Annotated in this window: 14 protein-coding genes; 4 read left to right on the top strand and 10 right to left on the bottom strand. The window is 63.1% G+C overall.

Annotated features, from left to right (window positions below; translation table 11 throughout):
• Window position 1 precedes the first annotated feature (1 nt).
• Window positions 2–784, bottom strand: a complete 783-nt coding sequence (locus C6W91_RS06955) for a 16S rRNA (uracil(1498)-N(3))-methyltransferase (RefSeq protein ID WP_274831456.1) — start codon at window positions 782–784, stop codon at window positions 2–4.
• A gap of 12 nt (window positions 785–796) precedes the next feature.
• Between C6W91_RS06955 and ubiA the strand changes: the two genes are divergently transcribed.
• The 3 genes from ubiA to C6W91_RS06940 all read left to right on the top strand — a co-directional run bounded on the left by ubiA (window position 797) and on the right by C6W91_RS06940 (window position 4153).
• A complete protein-coding gene (ubiA, locus tag C6W91_RS06950; protein ID WP_065272444.1) occupies window positions 797–1759 on the top strand; it encodes a 4-hydroxybenzoate octaprenyltransferase in 963 nt (320 codons plus the stop codon).
• A gap of 61 nt (window positions 1760–1820) precedes the next feature.
• Window positions 1821–3842 (top strand): OmpA family protein, encoded by a 2022-nt coding sequence (locus C6W91_RS06945; RefSeq protein ID WP_370570613.1) that lies wholly within the window; start codon window positions 1821–1823, stop codon window positions 3840–3842.
• On the top strand, window positions 3839–4153 hold the full coding sequence (locus C6W91_RS06940) for a hypothetical protein (protein WP_274866876.1): 315 nt from the start codon (window positions 3839–3841) through the stop codon (window positions 4151–4153). Before C6W91_RS06945 ends, C6W91_RS06940 begins: the two co-directional genes overlap by 4 nt.
• A 109-nt stretch (window positions 4154–4262) precedes the next feature.
• Here C6W91_RS06940 and cynS read toward each other — a convergent pair whose 3' ends face one another.
• Genes cynS through C6W91_RS06920 form a run of 4 tightly spaced genes read right to left on the bottom strand, consistent with a single transcriptional unit; the run spans window position 4263 to window position 7936 of the window.
• Window positions 4263–4733, bottom strand: coding sequence for a cyanase (gene cynS / locus C6W91_RS06935; RefSeq protein WP_237028372.1), 471 nt, complete (start codon window positions 4731–4733; stop codon window positions 4263–4265).
• A 43-nt stretch (window positions 4734–4776) separates the two neighbouring features.
• Window positions 4777–5697, bottom strand: coding sequence for an ABC transporter ATP-binding protein (locus C6W91_RS06930; RefSeq protein ID WP_274827549.1), 921 nt, complete (start codon window positions 5695–5697; stop codon window positions 4777–4779).
• Window positions 5698–5707: 10 nt separating this feature from the next.
• Window positions 5708–6544, bottom strand: coding sequence for a nitrate ABC transporter permease (ntrB, locus tag C6W91_RS06925; protein ID WP_370570612.1), 837 nt, complete (start codon window positions 6542–6544; stop codon window positions 5708–5710).
• A 3-nt stretch (window positions 6545–6547) separates the two neighbouring features.
• Window positions 6548–7936, bottom strand: coding sequence for a CmpA/NrtA family ABC transporter substrate-binding protein (locus C6W91_RS06920; protein WP_370570611.1), 1389 nt, complete (start codon window positions 7934–7936; stop codon window positions 6548–6550).
• A 201-nt stretch (window positions 7937–8137) separates the two neighbouring features.
• Here C6W91_RS06920 and C6W91_RS06915 point away from each other — a divergent pair, with 201 nt between their 5' ends.
• On the top strand, window positions 8138–10000 hold the full coding sequence (locus tag C6W91_RS06915; RefSeq protein ID WP_274866873.1) for a sigma 54-interacting transcriptional regulator: 1863 nt from the start codon (window positions 8138–8140) through the stop codon (window positions 9998–10000).
• 3 nt (window positions 10001–10003) lie between these two features.
• Here the strand turns inward: C6W91_RS06915 and cobA are convergent, their stop codons facing one another.
• Genes cobA through nirB form a run of 5 tightly spaced genes read right to left on the bottom strand, consistent with a single transcriptional unit; the run spans window position 10004 to window position 17310 of the window.
• On the bottom strand, window positions 10004–10948 hold the full coding sequence (gene cobA / locus C6W91_RS06910; RefSeq protein WP_370570610.1) for a uroporphyrinogen-III C-methyltransferase: 945 nt from the start codon (window positions 10946–10948) through the stop codon (window positions 10004–10006).
• An 11-nt stretch (window positions 10949–10959) separates the two neighbouring features.
• A complete protein-coding gene (locus tag C6W91_RS06905) occupies window positions 10960–11919 on the bottom strand; it encodes a glycosyl transferase family protein (protein WP_370570609.1) in 960 nt (319 codons plus the stop codon).
• A complete protein-coding gene (locus C6W91_RS06900; RefSeq protein WP_370570608.1) occupies window positions 11916–14540 on the bottom strand; it encodes a molybdopterin-dependent oxidoreductase in 2625 nt (874 codons plus the stop codon). Before C6W91_RS06900 ends, C6W91_RS06905 begins: the two co-directional genes overlap by 4 nt.
• Entirely contained in the window at window positions 14537–14869 is a 333-nt protein-coding gene (nirD, locus tag C6W91_RS06895; protein ID WP_065272436.1) for a nitrite reductase small subunit NirD, read from the bottom strand. Before nirD ends, C6W91_RS06900 begins: the two co-directional genes overlap by 4 nt.
• Window positions 14866–17310, bottom strand: a complete 2445-nt coding sequence (nirB, locus tag C6W91_RS06890) for a nitrite reductase large subunit NirB (protein ID WP_370570607.1) — start codon at window positions 17308–17310, stop codon at window positions 14866–14868. Before nirB ends, nirD begins: the two co-directional genes overlap by 4 nt.
• Window positions 17311–17312: the final 2 nt, after the last annotated feature.

The following is a 17312-nucleotide window of genomic DNA, read 5'->3' as shown; positions in this document are numbered from 1 at the left end:
GTTACCAATCCCCGAGGCTTTGCTGCCACAGGGTCATTGCCGCCACCGCTGCGGTGTCGGCGCGCAGGATCCGCGGGCCAAGGCTGACCACATGGGCCTGCTGCATCCCGTGCAGACGCTTGCGCTCAGCCTCAGAGAAACCGCCTTCGGGACCGATGAGGATGGCCCAAGACCCTGGCTGAGAGACTTCGCCCGGACGATAGGCCGGGCAGCGTCCGCCCGCCCCCGGACGGCCGCCACCCTCGACGCGATCCAGAAACAGCCTCTGCCCCACCTCGGCCTCGTCGCAGAACATCAACTGACGCTCCTGCGGCCAGTGATCCAGCAGGCGCGAGAGTTTCTGCAGATCCGTCACCTCGGGAACGAAGGTACCACCGCATTGCTCGGCCGCCTCCACCGCGTGGGCCTGTAGCCGGTCCTGGCGAATACGCTCGGAATTGGTGAAGTCGGTCTGCACCGGCATGATCTGCGCCGCGCCCATCTCGGCGGCTTTTTCGACGATAAAATCGGTGCGCGCCTTCTTGATCGGGGCAAAAATCAGCCACAGGTCTGGCGGCATCTGCAAGGGGCGCGTCTGCTCAAGACAGCTCAAAACCCCGCCGCGTTTGCCCGCTTCGGCCACCTCGGCCAGCCATTCTCCATCGCGCCCGTTGAACAGGGCCACCTTGGCGCCGACAGCCTGCCGCATCACCCCAAAGAGGTAATGCGCCTGATCCCGGTCCAAAGGAATGGTTTGCCCTGCCCCCAAGGGGTGCTCTACATACAGTCTGATCTTCGCACTCATGAGGTCCTACATATGCAAGGGCAATCGCCAACACCAGATGGTCAGGTCGCAGATGCGGTCAAGGGGAATTGGGTGGACACCCACGCGCCCGCCTGGTCGCGCCCCTATCTGCGGCTGAGCCGCGCAGACCGCCCGATCGGCACATGGCTGTTGCTGATCCCCTGCTGGTGGGGTCTGGCGCTGGCCATCCTCTGGGATGACACCCCGGTCTGGCAGGACGCCTGGATCTTTGTCGCCTGTGGGCTTGGCGCCTGGCTGATGCGCGGTGCGGGCTGCACATGGAACGACATCACCGACCGCAACTTTGACGGCGCGGTCGAGCGTACTCGATCACGACCGATCCCATCCGGACAGGTGACCGTGCGCGGCGCGGTGACTTGGATGTGCGCGCAGGCGCTTGTGGCCTTTGGCATCCTGATGACCTTCAACTGGGCTGCCATCGGCATGGGCGTGCTGGCGCTGCTGCCAGTTGCCGTCTACCCCTTTGCCAAACGCTTCACCTGGTGGCCGCAGATCTTCCTTGGGCTGGCCTTCAACTGGGGCGCCATGCTGGCCTGGGTGGCGCATACCGGATCGCTGGCCTGGCCGCCGGTCATCCTCTATCTGGCGGGGATTGCCTGGACGCTGTTTTATGACACCATCTATGCGCATCAGGACACCGAGGACGACGCGCTGATCGGCGTCAAATCCACCGCCCGCCTGTTTGGCGACAACAGCCCCAGCTGGCTGCGCCGCTTCATCGTGGCAACCGTGGGCCTGATGGCCCTTGCCGTGGTGCTGGCCGCACATGTCGATGCCAATCTGCTGACCCTGCTGATTGCGCTTGCCGGTCCCTGGGCTATGGGCTGGCACATGACCTGGCAATTGCGCGTATTTGATCCCGAAAACAACCCCCGCCTGTTGAAGCTGTTCCGGCTCAACCGCGATACCGGCTTGATTCCGCTGATCTTCTTTGCCGTGGCCACTTTCGTGTGATTGAACAGGCCGCCGCTGGCCTGTATGACAGAGCCCAACCGTATCTGGGAATGCTGTTGCAATGCGCCTGTCTTCGTTTCTGATCCCGACTTTGTCCTTCGCCGCGGCGGCAGGGCTGAGCCTGATCGCAGCGGGGTTTGCCGTCACAGCCGTCGAGCGTGGCAGCGAGCGCGAAGTGCGCCGGTCTCTGGATGTTGCGGGCCTGCACTGGGCCGAGGTCACCGCCGACGGGCTGCGGGTGACCCTGCAGGGCACCGCCCCGGATGAGGCCACCCGATTTGCAGCGATTTCTCTGGCGGGCAGCATTGTCGATGCGGCGCGGGTGATCGACGATATCACGGTGCCGCCCTCGGACGGATTGGCGCCGCCGCGGTTTTCGGCGGAAATCCTGCGCAATGATCGGGGGATTTCAATCAGCGGGTTGATCCCGCTGTCCGCCTCGCGCGAGACGCTGGTCGGACAGCTGGACCGCATCGCCGACGACAACAACAAGAAGGTCGCCGATCTTCTGGAAACCGCGGATTACCCGCTCCCCGATGGCTGGGACCCGGCGCTGAAATTCGCCGTCGCAGCGCTGGAACTGCTGCCGCGCTCCAAGATCTCGGTTGAGGCAGGCGCGGTTTCGGTAACCGCAATCGCCGACAGCGCCGAAGAACGCGACAGTTTTGAACGCCAGCTGAGCAGGATGGCACCGCCGCAGATCCGTCTCAGCCTTGATATTGCGGCACCGCGCCCGGTGATCACGCCCTTTACCCTGCGGTTCCTGATTTCCGAAAGCGGTGCCCGGTTCGATGCCTGCTCAGCCGAGGACGAGGAAAGCCGCGCCCGCATCCTGTCCGCCGCCCGCGCTGCCGGGCTGGAGGGAGAGGCCGACTGCGTGATTGGCATGGGGGTTCCCTCGCCCACATGGGCCGATGCCGCCGAACTCAGCATTCAGAGCCTTGCGGAATTGGGGCAGGGCTCTGTCACCATCGCCAATGCCGATATCACCCTTGTCGCCGCCGAAGGCACGCCGGAGGCACAGTTCGACACGGTGGTGGGAGAGCTGGAAACCGCGCTGCCGCAGGTTTTTGCCCTGCACGCGGTGCTGCCTATGCCGGAAACCGATGCCGCTGCCGGACCGCCCGAATTCACCGCCACGCTCAGCCCAGAAGGGCAGGTGCAGCTGCGCGGGCGCATCACCGATGCCGCCACCCGCACCATCGCCGACAGCTATGCCAAGGCGCGCTTCGGCTCCGACAGCGTCTATACCGCGGCGCGGGTGGCCGAAGGCCTGCCTGCCGATTGGCCGGTGCGGGTGCTCGCCGGGCTTGAGGCGCTTTCCTATCTGGAGCGCGGCGCGGTCAGCGTCACGCCAGAGGATCTGACCCTGCGCGGCATGAGCTACCGCAAGGATGCCTCCTCCGAGATTGCCAAGTTCCTGTCCGCCAAACTGGGCGAGGCCGAAGACTATGAGCTCGACATCTCCTATGAAGAGCCGCCCGCGCCCAAGGATCAACCGATGGCGCCGGAGCTGTGTCAGGCGGCACTGACCAGCGTACAGCTAGAGAATGGCAAGATCACCTTTGAACCCGGCTCGGCCACGGTGGAGGTCGGCAGCAACGTGATCATCGACAAGATCGCCGCGATCCTTGAGAAATGCGGCCCGATACGGCTGGAAATCCAAGGCCACACCGACAGCCAAGGCCGCGAGGAGATGAACCAGAACCTCAGCCAGGCGCGGGCGCAATCGGTGCTCAACGAATTGCGGGCGCGGCGGATCCTGACCTCGACCTATATCGCGCGCGGATTTGGCGAAAGCAGCCCGATCGCCTCGAACGACACCGAGGAAGGCCGCGAAGCCAACCGCCGCATCGATTTCCGCCTGCTGCTGCCGACGACTGGCGAGAGCGAGGAAAGCACCCTCGACAGCGCCGCAGCGCCCGTGGAGGAGACAGCAGCAGAGGCCGAAAGCACTGAGGCTGACAGCGACGCCGAGGCCGATACGCAAACCGAAACCCAGGCTGACGATACGCAAGGTGACGACGCGCAGGCGGCTGACACCGAGACCGGCGACACAGAACAGGAGACATCGGGCCAATGAACAGGACAGAGTTCATCCTCACCACCGCAATCATCCTGTTTGCCGCCTTCGCGATGGGCTGGTTCGCCAATTGGCTGGTGCACCGTTTCACCCGCGTCAAGCAAAGCGACGTCGCCGATCTGGACCGGATGAGCCAGGAATTGCACGAGGCCGAAGAGACACGCGATCAGGCGATCACCTACCTGCAACAACGCGAAGCGGAACTGACCAACCAGCTGACCCAGACAGAAGCCGAGCTGAGCGCGGCCATGGAAGGTCTGCGCGATGCCCGCCGCGAGGCAGAAGAGCTGCGCGCGCAGCTGAACCACTGATCCAAAATAGACCACCCCGACCATCCTGCCCGGGAAGAGGATCGGGTGGAACGGCCGGGGCGGCGGTTTCTGCGGCCCATGTTCCAATGCACATGGGCCGATTGACGGCTTACCAGGAATTATAGCCGAGGTATTTGCCGGACATCTCGATCTTCACCCGGTCGCCCTTTTCATGGGGCACGCGGATCACCTGCATGTCGAAATCGATGGCTGACATGATGCCGGTGCCGAATTTCTCTTCGATCAGCGCCTTGATGGTCGGGCCGTAGACGCCGACGATTTCGTACAGTCGATAGATGCAGGGATCGGTGGGGATGGCTTGTTCCCAGACCTTGGTCGGCGGCTCTTCCAGAACCGAGACCGCCTCTTGCGGCAGGGCAAGGGCCGTCACCAGCGCTTCGGCCTTGTCCTTGGGAAAGCCATTCATGCCCATGCAGGCCGAATGGGTCCAGACCGGCGACATGCCGATCTTTTCGGCGATGCCTTCCCAGGTCATCCCGGCCTGTTTCTTGGCCGAGAGGATCATCATCGTCACGTCTTCTTTGCTCATCATCGTGGGCACCTCAAAAGTATCTTTCATCTGTTGTCCTCCTGATTTGTCTTCAGTCGGCCGCGCCGACCTGTCAGTCGTTGACCGCCTGTAGGTGGCGGGCCGGTTCCGGTTCTGGTGCGGCTTCGGTGGCGGGTTCTGCCGCAGTTTTGTCGATCCGCACGGTTTCGGGCCGCTGATCGGGATCGTCGCTTTTCTGTCCGGCCAGTTCTTTCGACCTCTGGCCAAGGAACTGCACCAGGTGGTTGCGGATGGCGTAGTAGTTGGGATGTTCGACGATCTCGGTACGGCTGCGCGGACGCGGGATGGTGATCTCCACCGACTCCGCCACACGGGCAAAAGGACCGTTGGTCATGAGCAGGATGCGGTCAGCCAGCAAGATCGCCTCGTCGATGTCATGGGTGATCATGAACACTGTCTGCTCGGTCCCGCCCCAGATCTTCAGGAGTTCGTCCTGAATGGTGCCCCGGGTCAGCGCATCCAACGCGCCAAAGGGTTCATCCAGCAGCAACAGCTTGGGATGGTTGGCAAAGGCCCGCGCGATGGAGACCCGCTGACGCATACCACCCGACAGTTGGCTCGGCTTGCGCTGAACGACATCGCCTTCAAGCCCGACCATGGCCAGATATTCCCGGGCGTGTTCTTCGACCTTGGCCTTGGACCAGTCGGGATAGCGCGCCTTTACACCAAAGGTGACGTTCTTCAGGGTCGAAAGCCAGGGCAGCAGCGAATAGTTCTGGAACACCACCCCGCGGTCCAGCGACGGGCCGGAGACCTCGGTGCCATCCATCTTGACCACGCCCGAAGTCGGCTCAGCCAACCCAGCAAGGATGTTCATGATCGTCGACTTGCCGCAGCCAGAGTGGCCAAGGATGCAGACGAACTCTCCCTTTTCGATGCCAAAGGTGGCGTTTTCGAAAACGGTCAGGGTGCCCCCCTGACCGTCGGGGAATTTCTGCGTCAGACGCTCGATACTGAGAAAGGGTTTAGGCATTGGAATGCTCCTATTCGGCGTAGGCGACGGCGCGCTGCAGGACGCCAAAGGCGGCATCCAGCAACATGCCAACAACGCCAATCATGAGGATCGAGAAGATGACGGAGGTCAGGTCGAGATTGTTCCACTCGTTCCAGACGTAGTAGCCAATGCCGGTTCCCCCCACGAGCATCTCTGCCGCAACGATCACCAGCCAGGCGATGCCGATGGAGATCCGCATACCGGTGATGATGGTCGGCGCCGCCGCAGGCAGGATCACCGTAAAGGCGGTGCGCAAAGCGCCCAGTTCGTGGGTGCGGGCCACATTGACCCAGTCCTCGCGCACCCCGGCAACGCCAAAGGCGGTGTTGAGCAGCATCGGCCAGATCGAACAGATGAAGATCACGAAGATCGCCGAGGCCTCGCTGTCCTGAATGATGAAGAGCGCAAGCGGCATCCAGGCCAGCGGCGAAATCGGGCGCAGCACCTGAATGAAGGGGTTGAAGGCCTTGTAGGCGACCTGGCTCATCCCGATGAGGAAACCCAGCGGGATCGCGATCAGCGCCGCCATCAGATAGCCGGTCAGCACCCGGTAGATGGAATAGCCGATCTGGATGCCGATACCCTTGTCGTTGGGGCCTGCATCATAAAAGGGGTTCGATAGCTGTTCCCAGGCCTTGGCGATCACCTGACTTGGCGGGGGCACCCCGGCCTTGGGGGCACCGCCGCCGGTCAGCCGCTCGTATTCCGTCAACTCGGACGCGGCCTTGTGGGCGGGAATGGCGGCCTCCCAGATCAGGAGGCCCACCACCAGCATCACCACGGACAGGATCACCGCGCGCTGATTGACTGAAAGGTTATCCAACATGGATTACCCCTTTCCGATCGCAAAGCTGGACACGTATTCTTCGGGCTTGGCCGGATCGAAGGTCTTGCCCATGATGGTGTGCGATTTGTAGGTGACATCGGGCGCCTCGTAGCTGAGATCGTTCATCACCTTCTTGGCGTCGGCGGCCAGATAGACCTGCTCGGCCACCGTTTTGTAATCGACGTCGCCTTCGATATAGCCCCAGCGTTTCATCTGGGTCAGGATCCAGACCCCCATGGAATGCCAGGGGAAGGGGTCGAAATCGATCCGGTCGGGCACGCGCTGAACCTCGCCCAGACCATCGGCATAGGTGCCGGTCAGCACCTGTTCGATCACCGGAACCGGCTGGTTCAGATAGTTGGTCGGTGCGATGGCTTCAGAGATTTCCTTGCGGTTTTCGGGGTTTGACGCGTATTGCGTGGCGTCGATGATCGATTTCAGCAGGGCGCCGTATGTGTTCGGCAATTCGGTCGCAAAGGACAACGGCGCGGCAAAGGCGCAGCAGGGGTGACCTTCCCAGATGTCCTTGGTCAGCATGTGGATATAACCGATGCCTTCCCAGACGGCGCGCTGGTTGAACGGGTCTGGCGACAGGTAGCCATCAAGATTGCCGGCACGCAGGTTGGCGACCATCTCCGGCGGCGGCACCACGCGGATCTGGATATCCACATCCGGGTCCAGCCCGTGTTCGGCCACGTAATACCGCAGCAGGAAGTTGTGCATCGAATATTCAAACGGCACGCCGAAGGTGAAGCCTTTCCACTGTTTCGGGTCACGCTTGTCCAGATGTTCGTTCGACAGGACGATGGCCTGACCGTTGATGTTCTCGACCGCGGGCATGATGTAGGGTTCGGCGATGGATCCGGCGCCCAGCGTCATTGCCAGCGGCATCGGCGTCAGCATGTGGCTGGCGTCATATTCCCCCGACAGCGACTTGTCGCGGGCCACGGCCCAGCCAGCCGTCTTGATGACCTGCGCATTGAGGCCGTAACGTTCGTAGAACCCCATCGGCTGCGCCATGATGATCGGGGTGGCGCAGGTGATCGGCACAAAGCCGATGTTGAGATCGGATTTTTCCGGCGGACCCAGCTCGTCAAGGATCGCAGCCTTGGCCTGCTCCATCGGAAACACCGAAGCCAGCGCCGCAGCCACAGTGCTGCCGCCCAGCATGCCCATGAAAGAGCGGCGACCGATGTCATTATGCCCGAAGACCGAGCGCACGATGGCGCTTTCGACGGCGCGTTCCATCATGTCGTCAGAGGACATGTGCTGCGGCTCGGTGTGGCCCTTGTCATGGCCGTGTCCGGACAGGCATCCATCGCAGCCGCAATCGGCGCCGTGTCGCAGATCGGTCTTATCCGAGAACGGATTTCCAAGGCTCTTTGTCGTCATGGGTGTCCCCTTTCAGTCAATGTTTCGTAAACTCTGACAGCCGCCACGGGACAAAAAAAGCAGCCGCCCAACATTTGTGCAGCAAACAAAAAATATACAAATCAGCATCTTAGGTGAATTTAGAACCGCGATAAATTACGACATATCATAAATTACGAAATTTCGTTTAGACCGCTCTGCGGCAGCGATTAACCTTTCCCCATGTCACTTGATCTTCTCAACGCCGATTCCCTTTTGCAGTCGATTCCCGAGGCCATGCTTGTCCTCGACACCACGGAAGACCGGGTGGTCGACTGGAACCAATCCGCTGCCCGGCTCCTCGGAAACGGGCACGACGGTAGCGCGCCCCTGCCCTTCTCACACTATCTGGGCAAGGACATGCCCCGCTTCGTCGTGTTCCTCGAAGAAGTGGACCATCGCGGCGCAAGCTGGACCCGCGACGTTACCCTGCGGGCCGGGGACGGCAGCGCGCTGAACTGCGAACTTCGGGCGCAGCCGGTACCGGGACAGGACGGCTGGATCATCCTGGCGCTGACCGATCTGCGCGCCCTTGATCAGCGCGCCGAAACTGCTGCGCTGGCGGAAACCTTTCGCGCGGGCCTTGTGAACTGGAAACGCACCGAAGGTTTCTTTGCCGAGCTGGAACGCCAGAACCAGCTGATCCTCAACGCTGCAGGCGAAGGCATCTACGGTGTCAACGCCGAGGGCAAGACCACATTCGTCAACCGCGCCGCGCGTGAGATGCTGGGCTGGACCTCCGAAGATTTGCTGGGCAAGGACATCCACTCGATGATCCACCATCATCACCTCAACGGCGAACACTACCCGTCACAGCAATGCCCGATCTACCGTTCCTTCCGCTTCGAACAGGTCCACCGGATCGAGGACGAAGTGTTCTGGCGCAAGGATGGCAAGCCGATCCGGGTCGAATATGTTTCGACCCCGATCTACGATCAGAAGGTGCTGGTTGGGGCGGTGGTGATCTTTCGCGACATCACCGAACGCAAGGAAAGCGAACGCAAGCTGCGCGAGGCGATGGAGGAGGTCGCGGCGCTGCGTGACCGGCTGGAACAGGAAAACGCCTATCTGCAGGAGGCAATCACATCAGAGCGCGCCCATCACGACATCATCGGATCCTCGCCCGCCATCCGGCAGATCGTGGCCCGCATCGATCTGGTGGCCAAGACAACGGCGACTGTCCTGATCAGCGGCGAAACCGGCACTGGGAAATCGCTGGTCGCCACCGAAATCCACAAGACCAGCCCCCGCGCCCGGCGGCCGCTGATCCATTTCAAATGCAGCTCCGTCGCCCCCGAGGAGGTCGAGGCCGAGCTGTTCGGCCAGATGCGCGGCGCCCCGAACGGCGCCATGCGCGACAAGCCCGGCAAGCTGGAACTGGCCCACGGCGGCACCCTGTTCATCGACGATGTCGAGGAACTGCCGGTCGAAATTCAGGGCAAGCTGCTACACGCCCTGCAAAGCGGATCCGTCACCCGGCTGGGCGATACCCGGGAAAAGCCGCTCGATATCCGGGTGATCGCGGCGACCTCGCTGGCTGAGGAGACAGTGCGCCGCACCGGGCGCATCCGCGAGGATCTGTTTCTGTTCCTCAACGTCTTTCCCATCAACTGCCTGCCACTGCGCGACCGCCGCGAAGACATTCCGCTGCTGGCCGCACACCTGCTGAAGATCGCCTGCCGCAGGCTGAACCGGCCGGTGCCGGTGATCACCGAACGGGTGATGCAGCAGATGCAGGCCTATGACTGGCCCGGCAATGTGCGCGAATTGCACAATGCGATGGAGCGCGCCGCCATCGTCTCGCAGGATCGCAAGCTGGTCATCGAACTCTCCGGCACGACCCAAGACGCCCCGGCACCCGGCACCAGGTTCCATACCGAGGCCAGAATGCAGGAGATGGTCCGGGACAATATCATCGCCGCCCTGCGCGAAGCGGGTGGGCGCGTCTCCGGCCCGACCGGCGCCGCCGCCCTATTGCAGATTAAACCGACGACGCTCTATTCGCGGATCAAGTCCTTTGACATCACGCCGCTGGACTGGGCCTGAAGATCAGACAACCGCCACGGCCTTTGGACCCTCGGCGGTCTGGCCCGCCGCCGTTTGCGATTGCACTGTGGGCACCCCGTCCTCTGGCCAGGTGACCAGCAGGATCGCGCAACCGGTGATGTGGCAGGCCGCGATAACATCCGCCAAAGAGCCGACAGTGGCAGCAAAATGCCGCTCCCCGGGTTTGGAGACCTCCACCGCGATGTCAACGGGGCTGTCCGCAGGCAGGCCTTTCTGCATCAACTGATCCGCGAGCCGCCGCGCCTGACGAACCGACATGTAAAAGGCCGTCGTCGTGCCCGGTCCCGACAGGCGGGTGCAATCGGGAAAAGGATCGCTGGCACAGCCGGTGCCCGTAGTCAGCACCAGCGCATTGGCAACACCGCGACTGGTCAGGCTGCGCCCCAGCGCCCCCCCAGCGGCTGAGGCTGCAGTGATGCCAGGCACCAGCTCAACCGGGATGCCCGCCTCATCCGCCGCCTCCATCTCTTCGCTGGCGCGGCCAAAGATGCCGGGATCGCCGGATTTCAGCCGCACAACGCGGCGTCCTTTCAGAGCTTCGGTTACGATCACGCGGTTGATCTTCTCCTGCGGCCAGCTGTGCGCCCCGACATGTTTTCCGACAAAGACCATTTCGGTACCGGGCCGGGCAAGCTCCAGCACTTCGGGCTCAACCAGGCGGTCGTAGAAAATCACGTCGGCCTGCTGCAGGCGTTTGACCGCGCGCAGGGTCAAAAGGTCCGCCGCCCCCGGCCCTGCCCCGACCAAGGCGATATGACCTTTTGCCTGCCGCTCCTTCGGCGTGGAAGGGGCGCTAAGCTGGGCTGTCATCCGGTCCAGCGTGCGGCCCACCCGCGCCAGGATGAGGGAGGCAGGCCCTGAAGCGAGAGCAAGTGTTTGCGCCGGGCCAAAAAGGGGGATGTGAAACAGCCGTTGCAGCAATGTCATGTGATGTCCTTTCAGGCTGTGACGGGCAGAGATGTCGACGCGAGAGTACCGTCGGGAAAGTGCAAGGGGCTGTTGGCACAGCCCAGCGTGTCCATGGCAAGATGAGCCGTGCCGAGGATGATTTCGGATTCGAAACGCGGCAGGGCGGCGGGGCTGACTGCGACCTTCAGCGAGTTGATCGGCCTGGCGCTGTCCGCCAGCCGCCGGGTGTCTTCCAGTCGGGCCGCCTCGGTTTCCTGCCAGGGGACACCATCCCGCAATCCGAAGGTTTCAATCGCCTTTGCCGGGTGGCGTTCGAATTCGCCGCCGCCCCCCTTGATCACGGTCAGGGATCGCCAGCCAAGTCGCTGGGCGGCATCGGCCTGCAACAGCCGGTAGGAGGGGTGAAAGACGCCCTGAACACTGGCAGCCGCGCCAGCGGGGTTTAGCATCCGGCACACCGTGTTGACGCAAGAACGCAGGCCAAGCACGGCACGCAGGGACAAGAGGTGCATTAGGGGCGGGCAAAGATTTTCCAGCGGCATATAAACGATATTCCCTGCGTTCAGCGCGGCTTCAGCCTCGGCGGGGGTATGGGCAATCGGGATGCCAAGGGTTTCAAGACCGTTTCGCACAGTGGGATCGGATCCGTTCCAGCCATGCAGCATCACCCGTTTGCCGCTTTGGGCCACCATCAGCGCCGAGACAAGGAACCAGGGCAGCCCACGCGTGCGCCCTGCCGCATAGGACGGCCAGTCGAGGTCGACCCGCGGCAGCGCCGGGGCCTGTTCTTGTGCGGCAGCCGCGAAACCGGCGATCTCTTCCGCCGTTTCGCCCTGCATGCGCAAGAGCATCAACAGCGCGCCAATGGCCTCGGGCGCGGCGTCCTTGCCCAGCATCAGGGTCATGGCGTCCCGCGCTTCGTCTTGGGTCAAAGAGCGGGAGCGTCCGGGGCCACGGCCCAGGGTGGCGACATGACCGGCCAGGCTCATTCCGCAGCCTCCCGCTGATGGGTGCTTGCCAGAATGGCGGCCAGTTCCGGACGGCAGGAACCGCAGTTCGTACCCGCCTCCAGTGCGACACCGATCGCTTCCACTGTCATCAGGTGCTGGGTTTCGATGGCACTGATGATGGTGTTGATCCCAATCCCGAAGCAGGAGCAGATCACCGGACCGGGGTCAGGCACATCCGCCGGGGGGCGACCGGTCAGAACCTCTGTGCCTGCCGCATCCGGGAGCGTGGCAAGATAATCCCGCACCACCGCCACCGGTTCCCGGTCGACAAACAGGGCCGCAAGCAGGCGCCCCTTGTCGAACAGGGCGATCCGGGCTGTTCCCCGTGCGGGGTCCAGAATGGTGGCAGCTTCGGCGCCGGGCAGATCGAACAGGCGGCGGGCTTCCTCTTCCCAATCAGGCGCAGGCGCGTATCCGGCCATCTCGGCGCGATAGCCGCCACGGGTGGGGGCCAGCGCCCAATAGTCGGCGTTTGGCGCCATGGGCCGGGTCGAGACCGCGAAACCATACCAGGCGGCCTCCATCTTCTGGACGGCAACGACGCTGGCCTTGCTTTCGGGCTGGCCTGACACTGGATCGGTTTCGGCTGCGACCAGATCATCGATCCGGCCAGAGGGCGCGGTTTCCCCGGTCCAGTGGATCGGCGCAAAGACCTGCCCGGGCTGCACCGCATCGCCGATCCGGGCGCGCAGGATGGCGCTTCCATTGGGGCTGCGCACCTCCACAAGATCCGCAGGAACGATACCTATGGTGGCGGCGTCTTCCGGGTGCAACTCAAGGAAGGGTTCCGGCATATGCGCGCCAAGGCGCGGTGAAAGCCCCGTGCGCGTCATCGTGTGCCACTGGTCGCGAAGCCGCCCGGTATTCAGCCGGAAGGGGTACTTTGGCCCCGTCCTGGCTGCAGGCGGGCGATAGCGCAGCGGCAGCAGCCGGGCCTTTTTGTCACTATGGTAGAAATTGCCATCGGCAAAGAACCGGCCACCGCTGCGATCTGCGATGACAGGCCAGCGTGTGGGGGCAAGGGTGTCATAGGCTGATGCCTCCAACCCGGAGAGGCCGGAGATGTCGAAATCACGCCCGAACTGACCCGCGAGCCCAGAGAGGGCGGCATATTCACGGAAGATCTCGACCGGGCTTTCATAGTCAAAGGCCGCGTGCCAGCCCATGCGTTTGCCCACCTCGCAGAGGATCTGCCAATCGGGGCGGGCCGCACCGGGTGCGGGCAGGGCCGCGCGCTGGCGGCTGATGGTTCGGTCGGAATTGGTGACGGTGCCGTCCTTTTCGCCCCAGGCGCTGGCGGGCAGCAGCACCCGTGCCAGACGTGCGGTGTCACTGTGTTCGGTGATGTCACTGACCACGGTGAAAGGGCAGGCCTTGATCGCGGCGCGCACGGCGGCGGAGTCGGGCATCGACACGGCGGGGTTGGTGTGAATGACCCACAGCGCCTTGATCCGCCCATCGGCAACAGCGCGGAACATGTCCACCGCTTTCAGGCCCGGCGCCTTGGGCATCTGCGGGGCCTGCCAGAAATCGCGCACCGCCTGGCGGTGATCAGGTTTTTCCAGATCGAGATGACAGGCCAGCATATTCGCCAGCCCGCCGACCTCGCGCCCGCCCATGGCATTGGGCTGGCCGGTCACCGACAGGGGGCCCATGCCGGGCCTGCCGATGCGCCCGGTCGCTAGGTGGCAGTTCAGAATGGCGTTGACCTTGTCGCTGCCGCTGGTCGATTGGTTGACGCCCTGGCTGTAGATGGTGACGGTCTTTTCGGTGCCGATCCACATGTCGCAGAAGGCGCGGACCTCGTCCTCTGTCAGCCCGGTCGGGGACAGGGTCTCAAGCTGGGCAGCTTCGAGCGCAGCTTCGAACCCATTGGTGTGTTGCAGGAAATCGGGATCCATCGCGCCGCGCGCGTCGATCTCCCTCAGAAGGTGGTTGAACAGGGCCACGTCCGACCCCGGTTCAAGCGCCAGATGCAGATCCGCCCCGTCGCAACTGGCGGTGCGGCGCGGGTCCACCACCACAATCTTGGTGCCGCGTGATTTGCGGGCCGCAAGAAGGCGCTGATACAGCACCGGATGGCACCAGGCGAGGTTCGATCCCACCAGCACCACCAGATCGGCCTCGTCCAGATCCTCGTAGGTGCCGGGCACGGTATCACTGCCAAAGGCGCGCTTGTGCCCCGCCACGCTGGAGGCCATGCAGAGCCGCGAATTGGTGTCGATATTGGCCGAGCCGATGAAGCCTTTCATCAGCTTGTTGGCGACGTAGTAGTCTTCGGTCAGCAGCTGGCCCGAAACATAGAAGGCAACGCTGTCCGGCCCGTGATCGCGGATCGTCTGGGAAAACCGATCCGCAACCAGATCGAGCGCCGTGTCCCAATCGCTGTTCTGCCCGTCTATCTTTGGAGCAAGCAAACGATGCTCCAGCCCCAGAGTTTCCCCCAGGGCTGAGCCTTTTGAACAGAGCCGTCCGAAGTTGGCGGGGTGGTCGGGATCGCCGCGCACGGAAAGCGCGCCGTTCTTGTCCTCAGACAACAGAACCCCGCAGCCCACCCCGCAATAGGGGCAGGTGGAGCGGATCCCGCCGGGCGCGCTCATGCGGCGCTCCGCCGGGCAAGGGCACTGGCATCGATCAGAATGCGCGCCCCTTCAAGTCGCAAGGGGTAGGTTTCGATCCGCCCGTCATCGGCACCCTGCGCCTCTCCTGTATTGAGGTCAAAGACCCAGTTGTGCAGCGGGCAGGTCACCGATTGCCCATGCACGATGCCTTCGGACAGCGGGCCGCCCTTGTGCGGACAGCTGTTGGAGGCGGCAAAGACCTCTGCCTCGGCGGTGCGAAAGACCGCGATGCAGCCCATCGGGGTTTTCAATAGCCGCGCCCCGCGCAGGGGCACCTCGTCAATATGTCCGATATCGATCCAGCTCATTCCGCGGCCTCCAGGGTGAGATCGGCAAGGGGGGCATAAGAGGCGGATTTCTCCTCCACTTCCTTGGCCCAGGGATCCTTGCGATAGATGGTTTGCGACAATTCAAACGCGTCGATCAGGCGCTGGCGTTCCTCCAGATCGTCCACGACGCGGGCCTTCACCCAATCAAGGCCGACCTTGGCGACCCATTTGTAGGGCCGGTCCAGGTATTTGGCGTTCTCGCGGTAAAGCTGCATGAAGGCGGTGGCGAGGTCGAGCGCCTCTTCCTCGGTTGCCACATCGGCCAGCCGTTCGGTTTCCTTCACATCCATGCCAGCCGCGCCTGCGACACCGATCTGGTAACCGCTGTCGACGCAGATGACGCCAATGTCCTTGCAGGTGGCTTCGGCGCAGTTGCGCGGACAGCCCGAGACGGCCAGCTTCACCTTATGCGGAGACCATGAGCCCCAGAGGCGTTTTTCCAGCTTGATGCCAAGGCCGGTGCTGTCTTGGGTGCCAAAGCGGCAATGATCCTTGCCGACGCAGGTCTTCACCGTGCGCAACCCCTTGGCATAGGCGTGCCCCGAGACCATGCCCGCCTTGTTGAGGTCGGCCCAGATATGCGGCAGATCCTCGCCCTTGACGCCAAGGAGGTCGATCCGCTGGCCACCGGTCACATGCACGGTGGGCACGTTGTATTTCTCGGCAGCATCGGCAATGGCGCGCAGCTCGTCCGGGGTGGTCATCCCCCCCCACATGCGCGGCACCACCGAGAAGGTACCGTCCTTCTGGATATTGGCGTGCTTGCGTTCGTTGACGAAACGGCTTTGCGGATCGTCCTGATATTCCACCGGCCAGTCGGCAAGAAGGTAGAAGTTCACCGCCGGGCGGCAGACATGGCAGCCATTGGGGGTTTTCCAGCCCAGCTCCTGCCAGACCGCAGCCTGAGATTTCAGCTCTTGTGATTTGATCAGGCGGCGCACGTCTTCGTGCGTCAGGTCACAGCAGCCGCAGATGGGCTGCGCCGTGGGGGCGGCGTAGTCGTCCCCAAGGGTGACGGCCAGCACCTGTTCCACCAGTCCCGTGCAGGTCCCGCAGGAGGCAGACGCCTTGGTGCAGGCCCGCAACGCGCCCAGATCCGTGGCCCCATCGTGGATCGCCGAAACGATATCGCCCTTGCATACGCCGTTGCAGCCGCAGATTTCCGCATCATCCGGCAAGGCTGCAACGGCTGACAAAGGGTCCGCGGAGGCGCCCCCCTGATAGGCCGGGCCAAAGATCAGCGTATCGCGCATCTCGGCGATATCGCTGCCATCCTTGATCTGACTGTAGAACCAGGCGCCATCGGCGGTATCGCCGTACATCACAGCGCCGATCAGTCGATTGCCTTCCAGCACCAGCCGTTTATAGACGCCGCGCGCGGGATCGCGGAAAACGATATCCTCGCGCCCTTCTCCTGTCGCAAAATCCCCGGCGCTGAACAGATCGCAGCCGGTCACTTTCAGCTTGGTCGAGACCTCCTTGTTCACGAACCGCGCGTCTTGCCCCAGAAGGGTCTGCGCCAGCACCTTGGCCTGATCGTATAGTGGCGCCACAAGACCAAAGAGCGCACCATCGTGTTCAACGCATTCACCAAGGGCAAGGATATCGGGATCCGAGGTCACCATGTGATCGTCCACCACGACGCCCCGGTTGCAGGAAAGGCCCGTTGCCTCTGCCAGCGCCATATTGGGGCGGATGCCCACCGCCATCACCAACAGATCGCAGGGTAGTTCGGTGCCATCCTCCAGCCGTAGGGCTTTCACATGGCCGGTGCCGTCATCCAGGATTTCCTTGGAGTTCGCCTGGCAAAGGACCTTGATCCCCTTCTCAACCAGCGATTTCCGCAAGAGATATCCGGCCGCCTCATCCAGCTGACGCTCCATCAGGTGACCCATGATATGGACGACGGTGACATCGACGCCGCGCGCGGCCATGCCTGCTGCCGCCTCCAGCCCCAACAGGCCGCCACCGATCACGACGGCCTTTGTGCCGGGGCGGTCGCCCAGGGCCATCATCGCCTCGGTGTCTTCCAGATCGCGGTAGGGGATCACGCCCGCCAGATCATGTCCCGGCAGGGGAATCATGAAGGGGTTGGACCCGGTGGCGATGACCAGCTTGTCGTAAGCGACATCGCCCTTTTCACCGCGCACGACTTTCTGCGCGGGATCGATGGCGAGGACCTTTTCACCAAACCGGCAGGTGATGCCATTCTCGGCGTACCAGTCTTCGTCATGGGTGACGATCTCGGCATAGGTCTTTTCGCCTGACAGCACCGGCGACAGCATCAGCCGGTTGTAGTTGCCGCGTGGTTCGGCGTTGAACAGGGTGATCTCATAGGCCTTTGGATCCGCGTTCAGAAGATGCTCCAGCATCCGCCCCGAGGCCATGCCTGCCCCAATTATCACGAGTTTCTGCTTCATGT

The organism is Phaeobacter sp. SYSU ZJ3003, assembly GCF_041300735.1.
In the GTDB taxonomy this organism is placed as follows: Bacteria; Pseudomonadota; Alphaproteobacteria; order Rhodobacterales; family Rhodobacteraceae; genus Phycobacter; species Phycobacter gallaeciensis_A.
The sequence above is the reverse complement of the archived record's forward strand: the minus strand, read 5'-3'. Positions and strand labels throughout refer to the sequence as shown.

Coding starts and splice junctions, on each gene's coding strand:
- C6W91_RS06955 (WP_274831456.1), bottom strand. CDS start 784: ATGAGTGCGAAGATCAGACTGTATGTAGAGCACCCCTTGGGGGCAGGG.
- ubiA (WP_065272444.1), top strand. CDS start 797: ATGCAAGGGCAATCGCCAACACCAGATGGTCAGGTCGCAGATGCGGTC.
- C6W91_RS06945 (WP_370570613.1), top strand. CDS start 1,821: ATGCGCCTGTCTTCGTTTCTGATCCCGACTTTGTCCTTCGCCGCGGCG.
- C6W91_RS06940 (WP_274866876.1), top strand. CDS start 3,839: ATGAACAGGACAGAGTTCATCCTCACCACCGCAATCATCCTGTTTGCC.
- cynS (WP_237028372.1), bottom strand. CDS start 4,733: ATGAAAGATACTTTTGAGGTGCCCACGATGATGAGCAAAGAAGACGTG.
- C6W91_RS06930 (WP_274827549.1), bottom strand. CDS start 5,697: ATGCCTAAACCCTTTCTCAGTATCGAGCGTCTGACGCAGAAATTCCCC.
- ntrB (WP_370570612.1), bottom strand. CDS start 6,544: ATGTTGGATAACCTTTCAGTCAATCAGCGCGCGGTGATCCTGTCCGTG.
- C6W91_RS06920 (WP_370570611.1), bottom strand. CDS start 7,936: ATGACGACAAAGAGCCTTGGAAATCCGTTCTCGGATAAGACCGATCTG.
- C6W91_RS06915 (WP_274866873.1), top strand. CDS start 8,138: ATGTCACTTGATCTTCTCAACGCCGATTCCCTTTTGCAGTCGATTCCC.
- cobA (WP_370570610.1), bottom strand. CDS start 10,948: ATGACATTGCTGCAACGGCTGTTTCACATCCCCCTTTTTGGCCCGGCG.
- C6W91_RS06905 (WP_370570609.1), bottom strand. CDS start 11,919: ATGAGCCTGGCCGGTCATGTCGCCACCCTGGGCCGTGGCCCCGGACGC.
- C6W91_RS06900 (WP_370570608.1), bottom strand. CDS start 14,540: ATGAGCGCGCCCGGCGGGATCCGCTCCACCTGCCCCTATTGCGGGGTG.
- nirD (WP_065272436.1), bottom strand. CDS start 14,869: ATGAGCTGGATCGATATCGGACATATTGACGAGGTGCCCCTGCGCGGG.
- nirB (WP_370570607.1), bottom strand. CDS start 17,310: ATGAAGCAGAAACTCGTGATAATTGGGGCAGGCATGGCCTCGGGGCGG.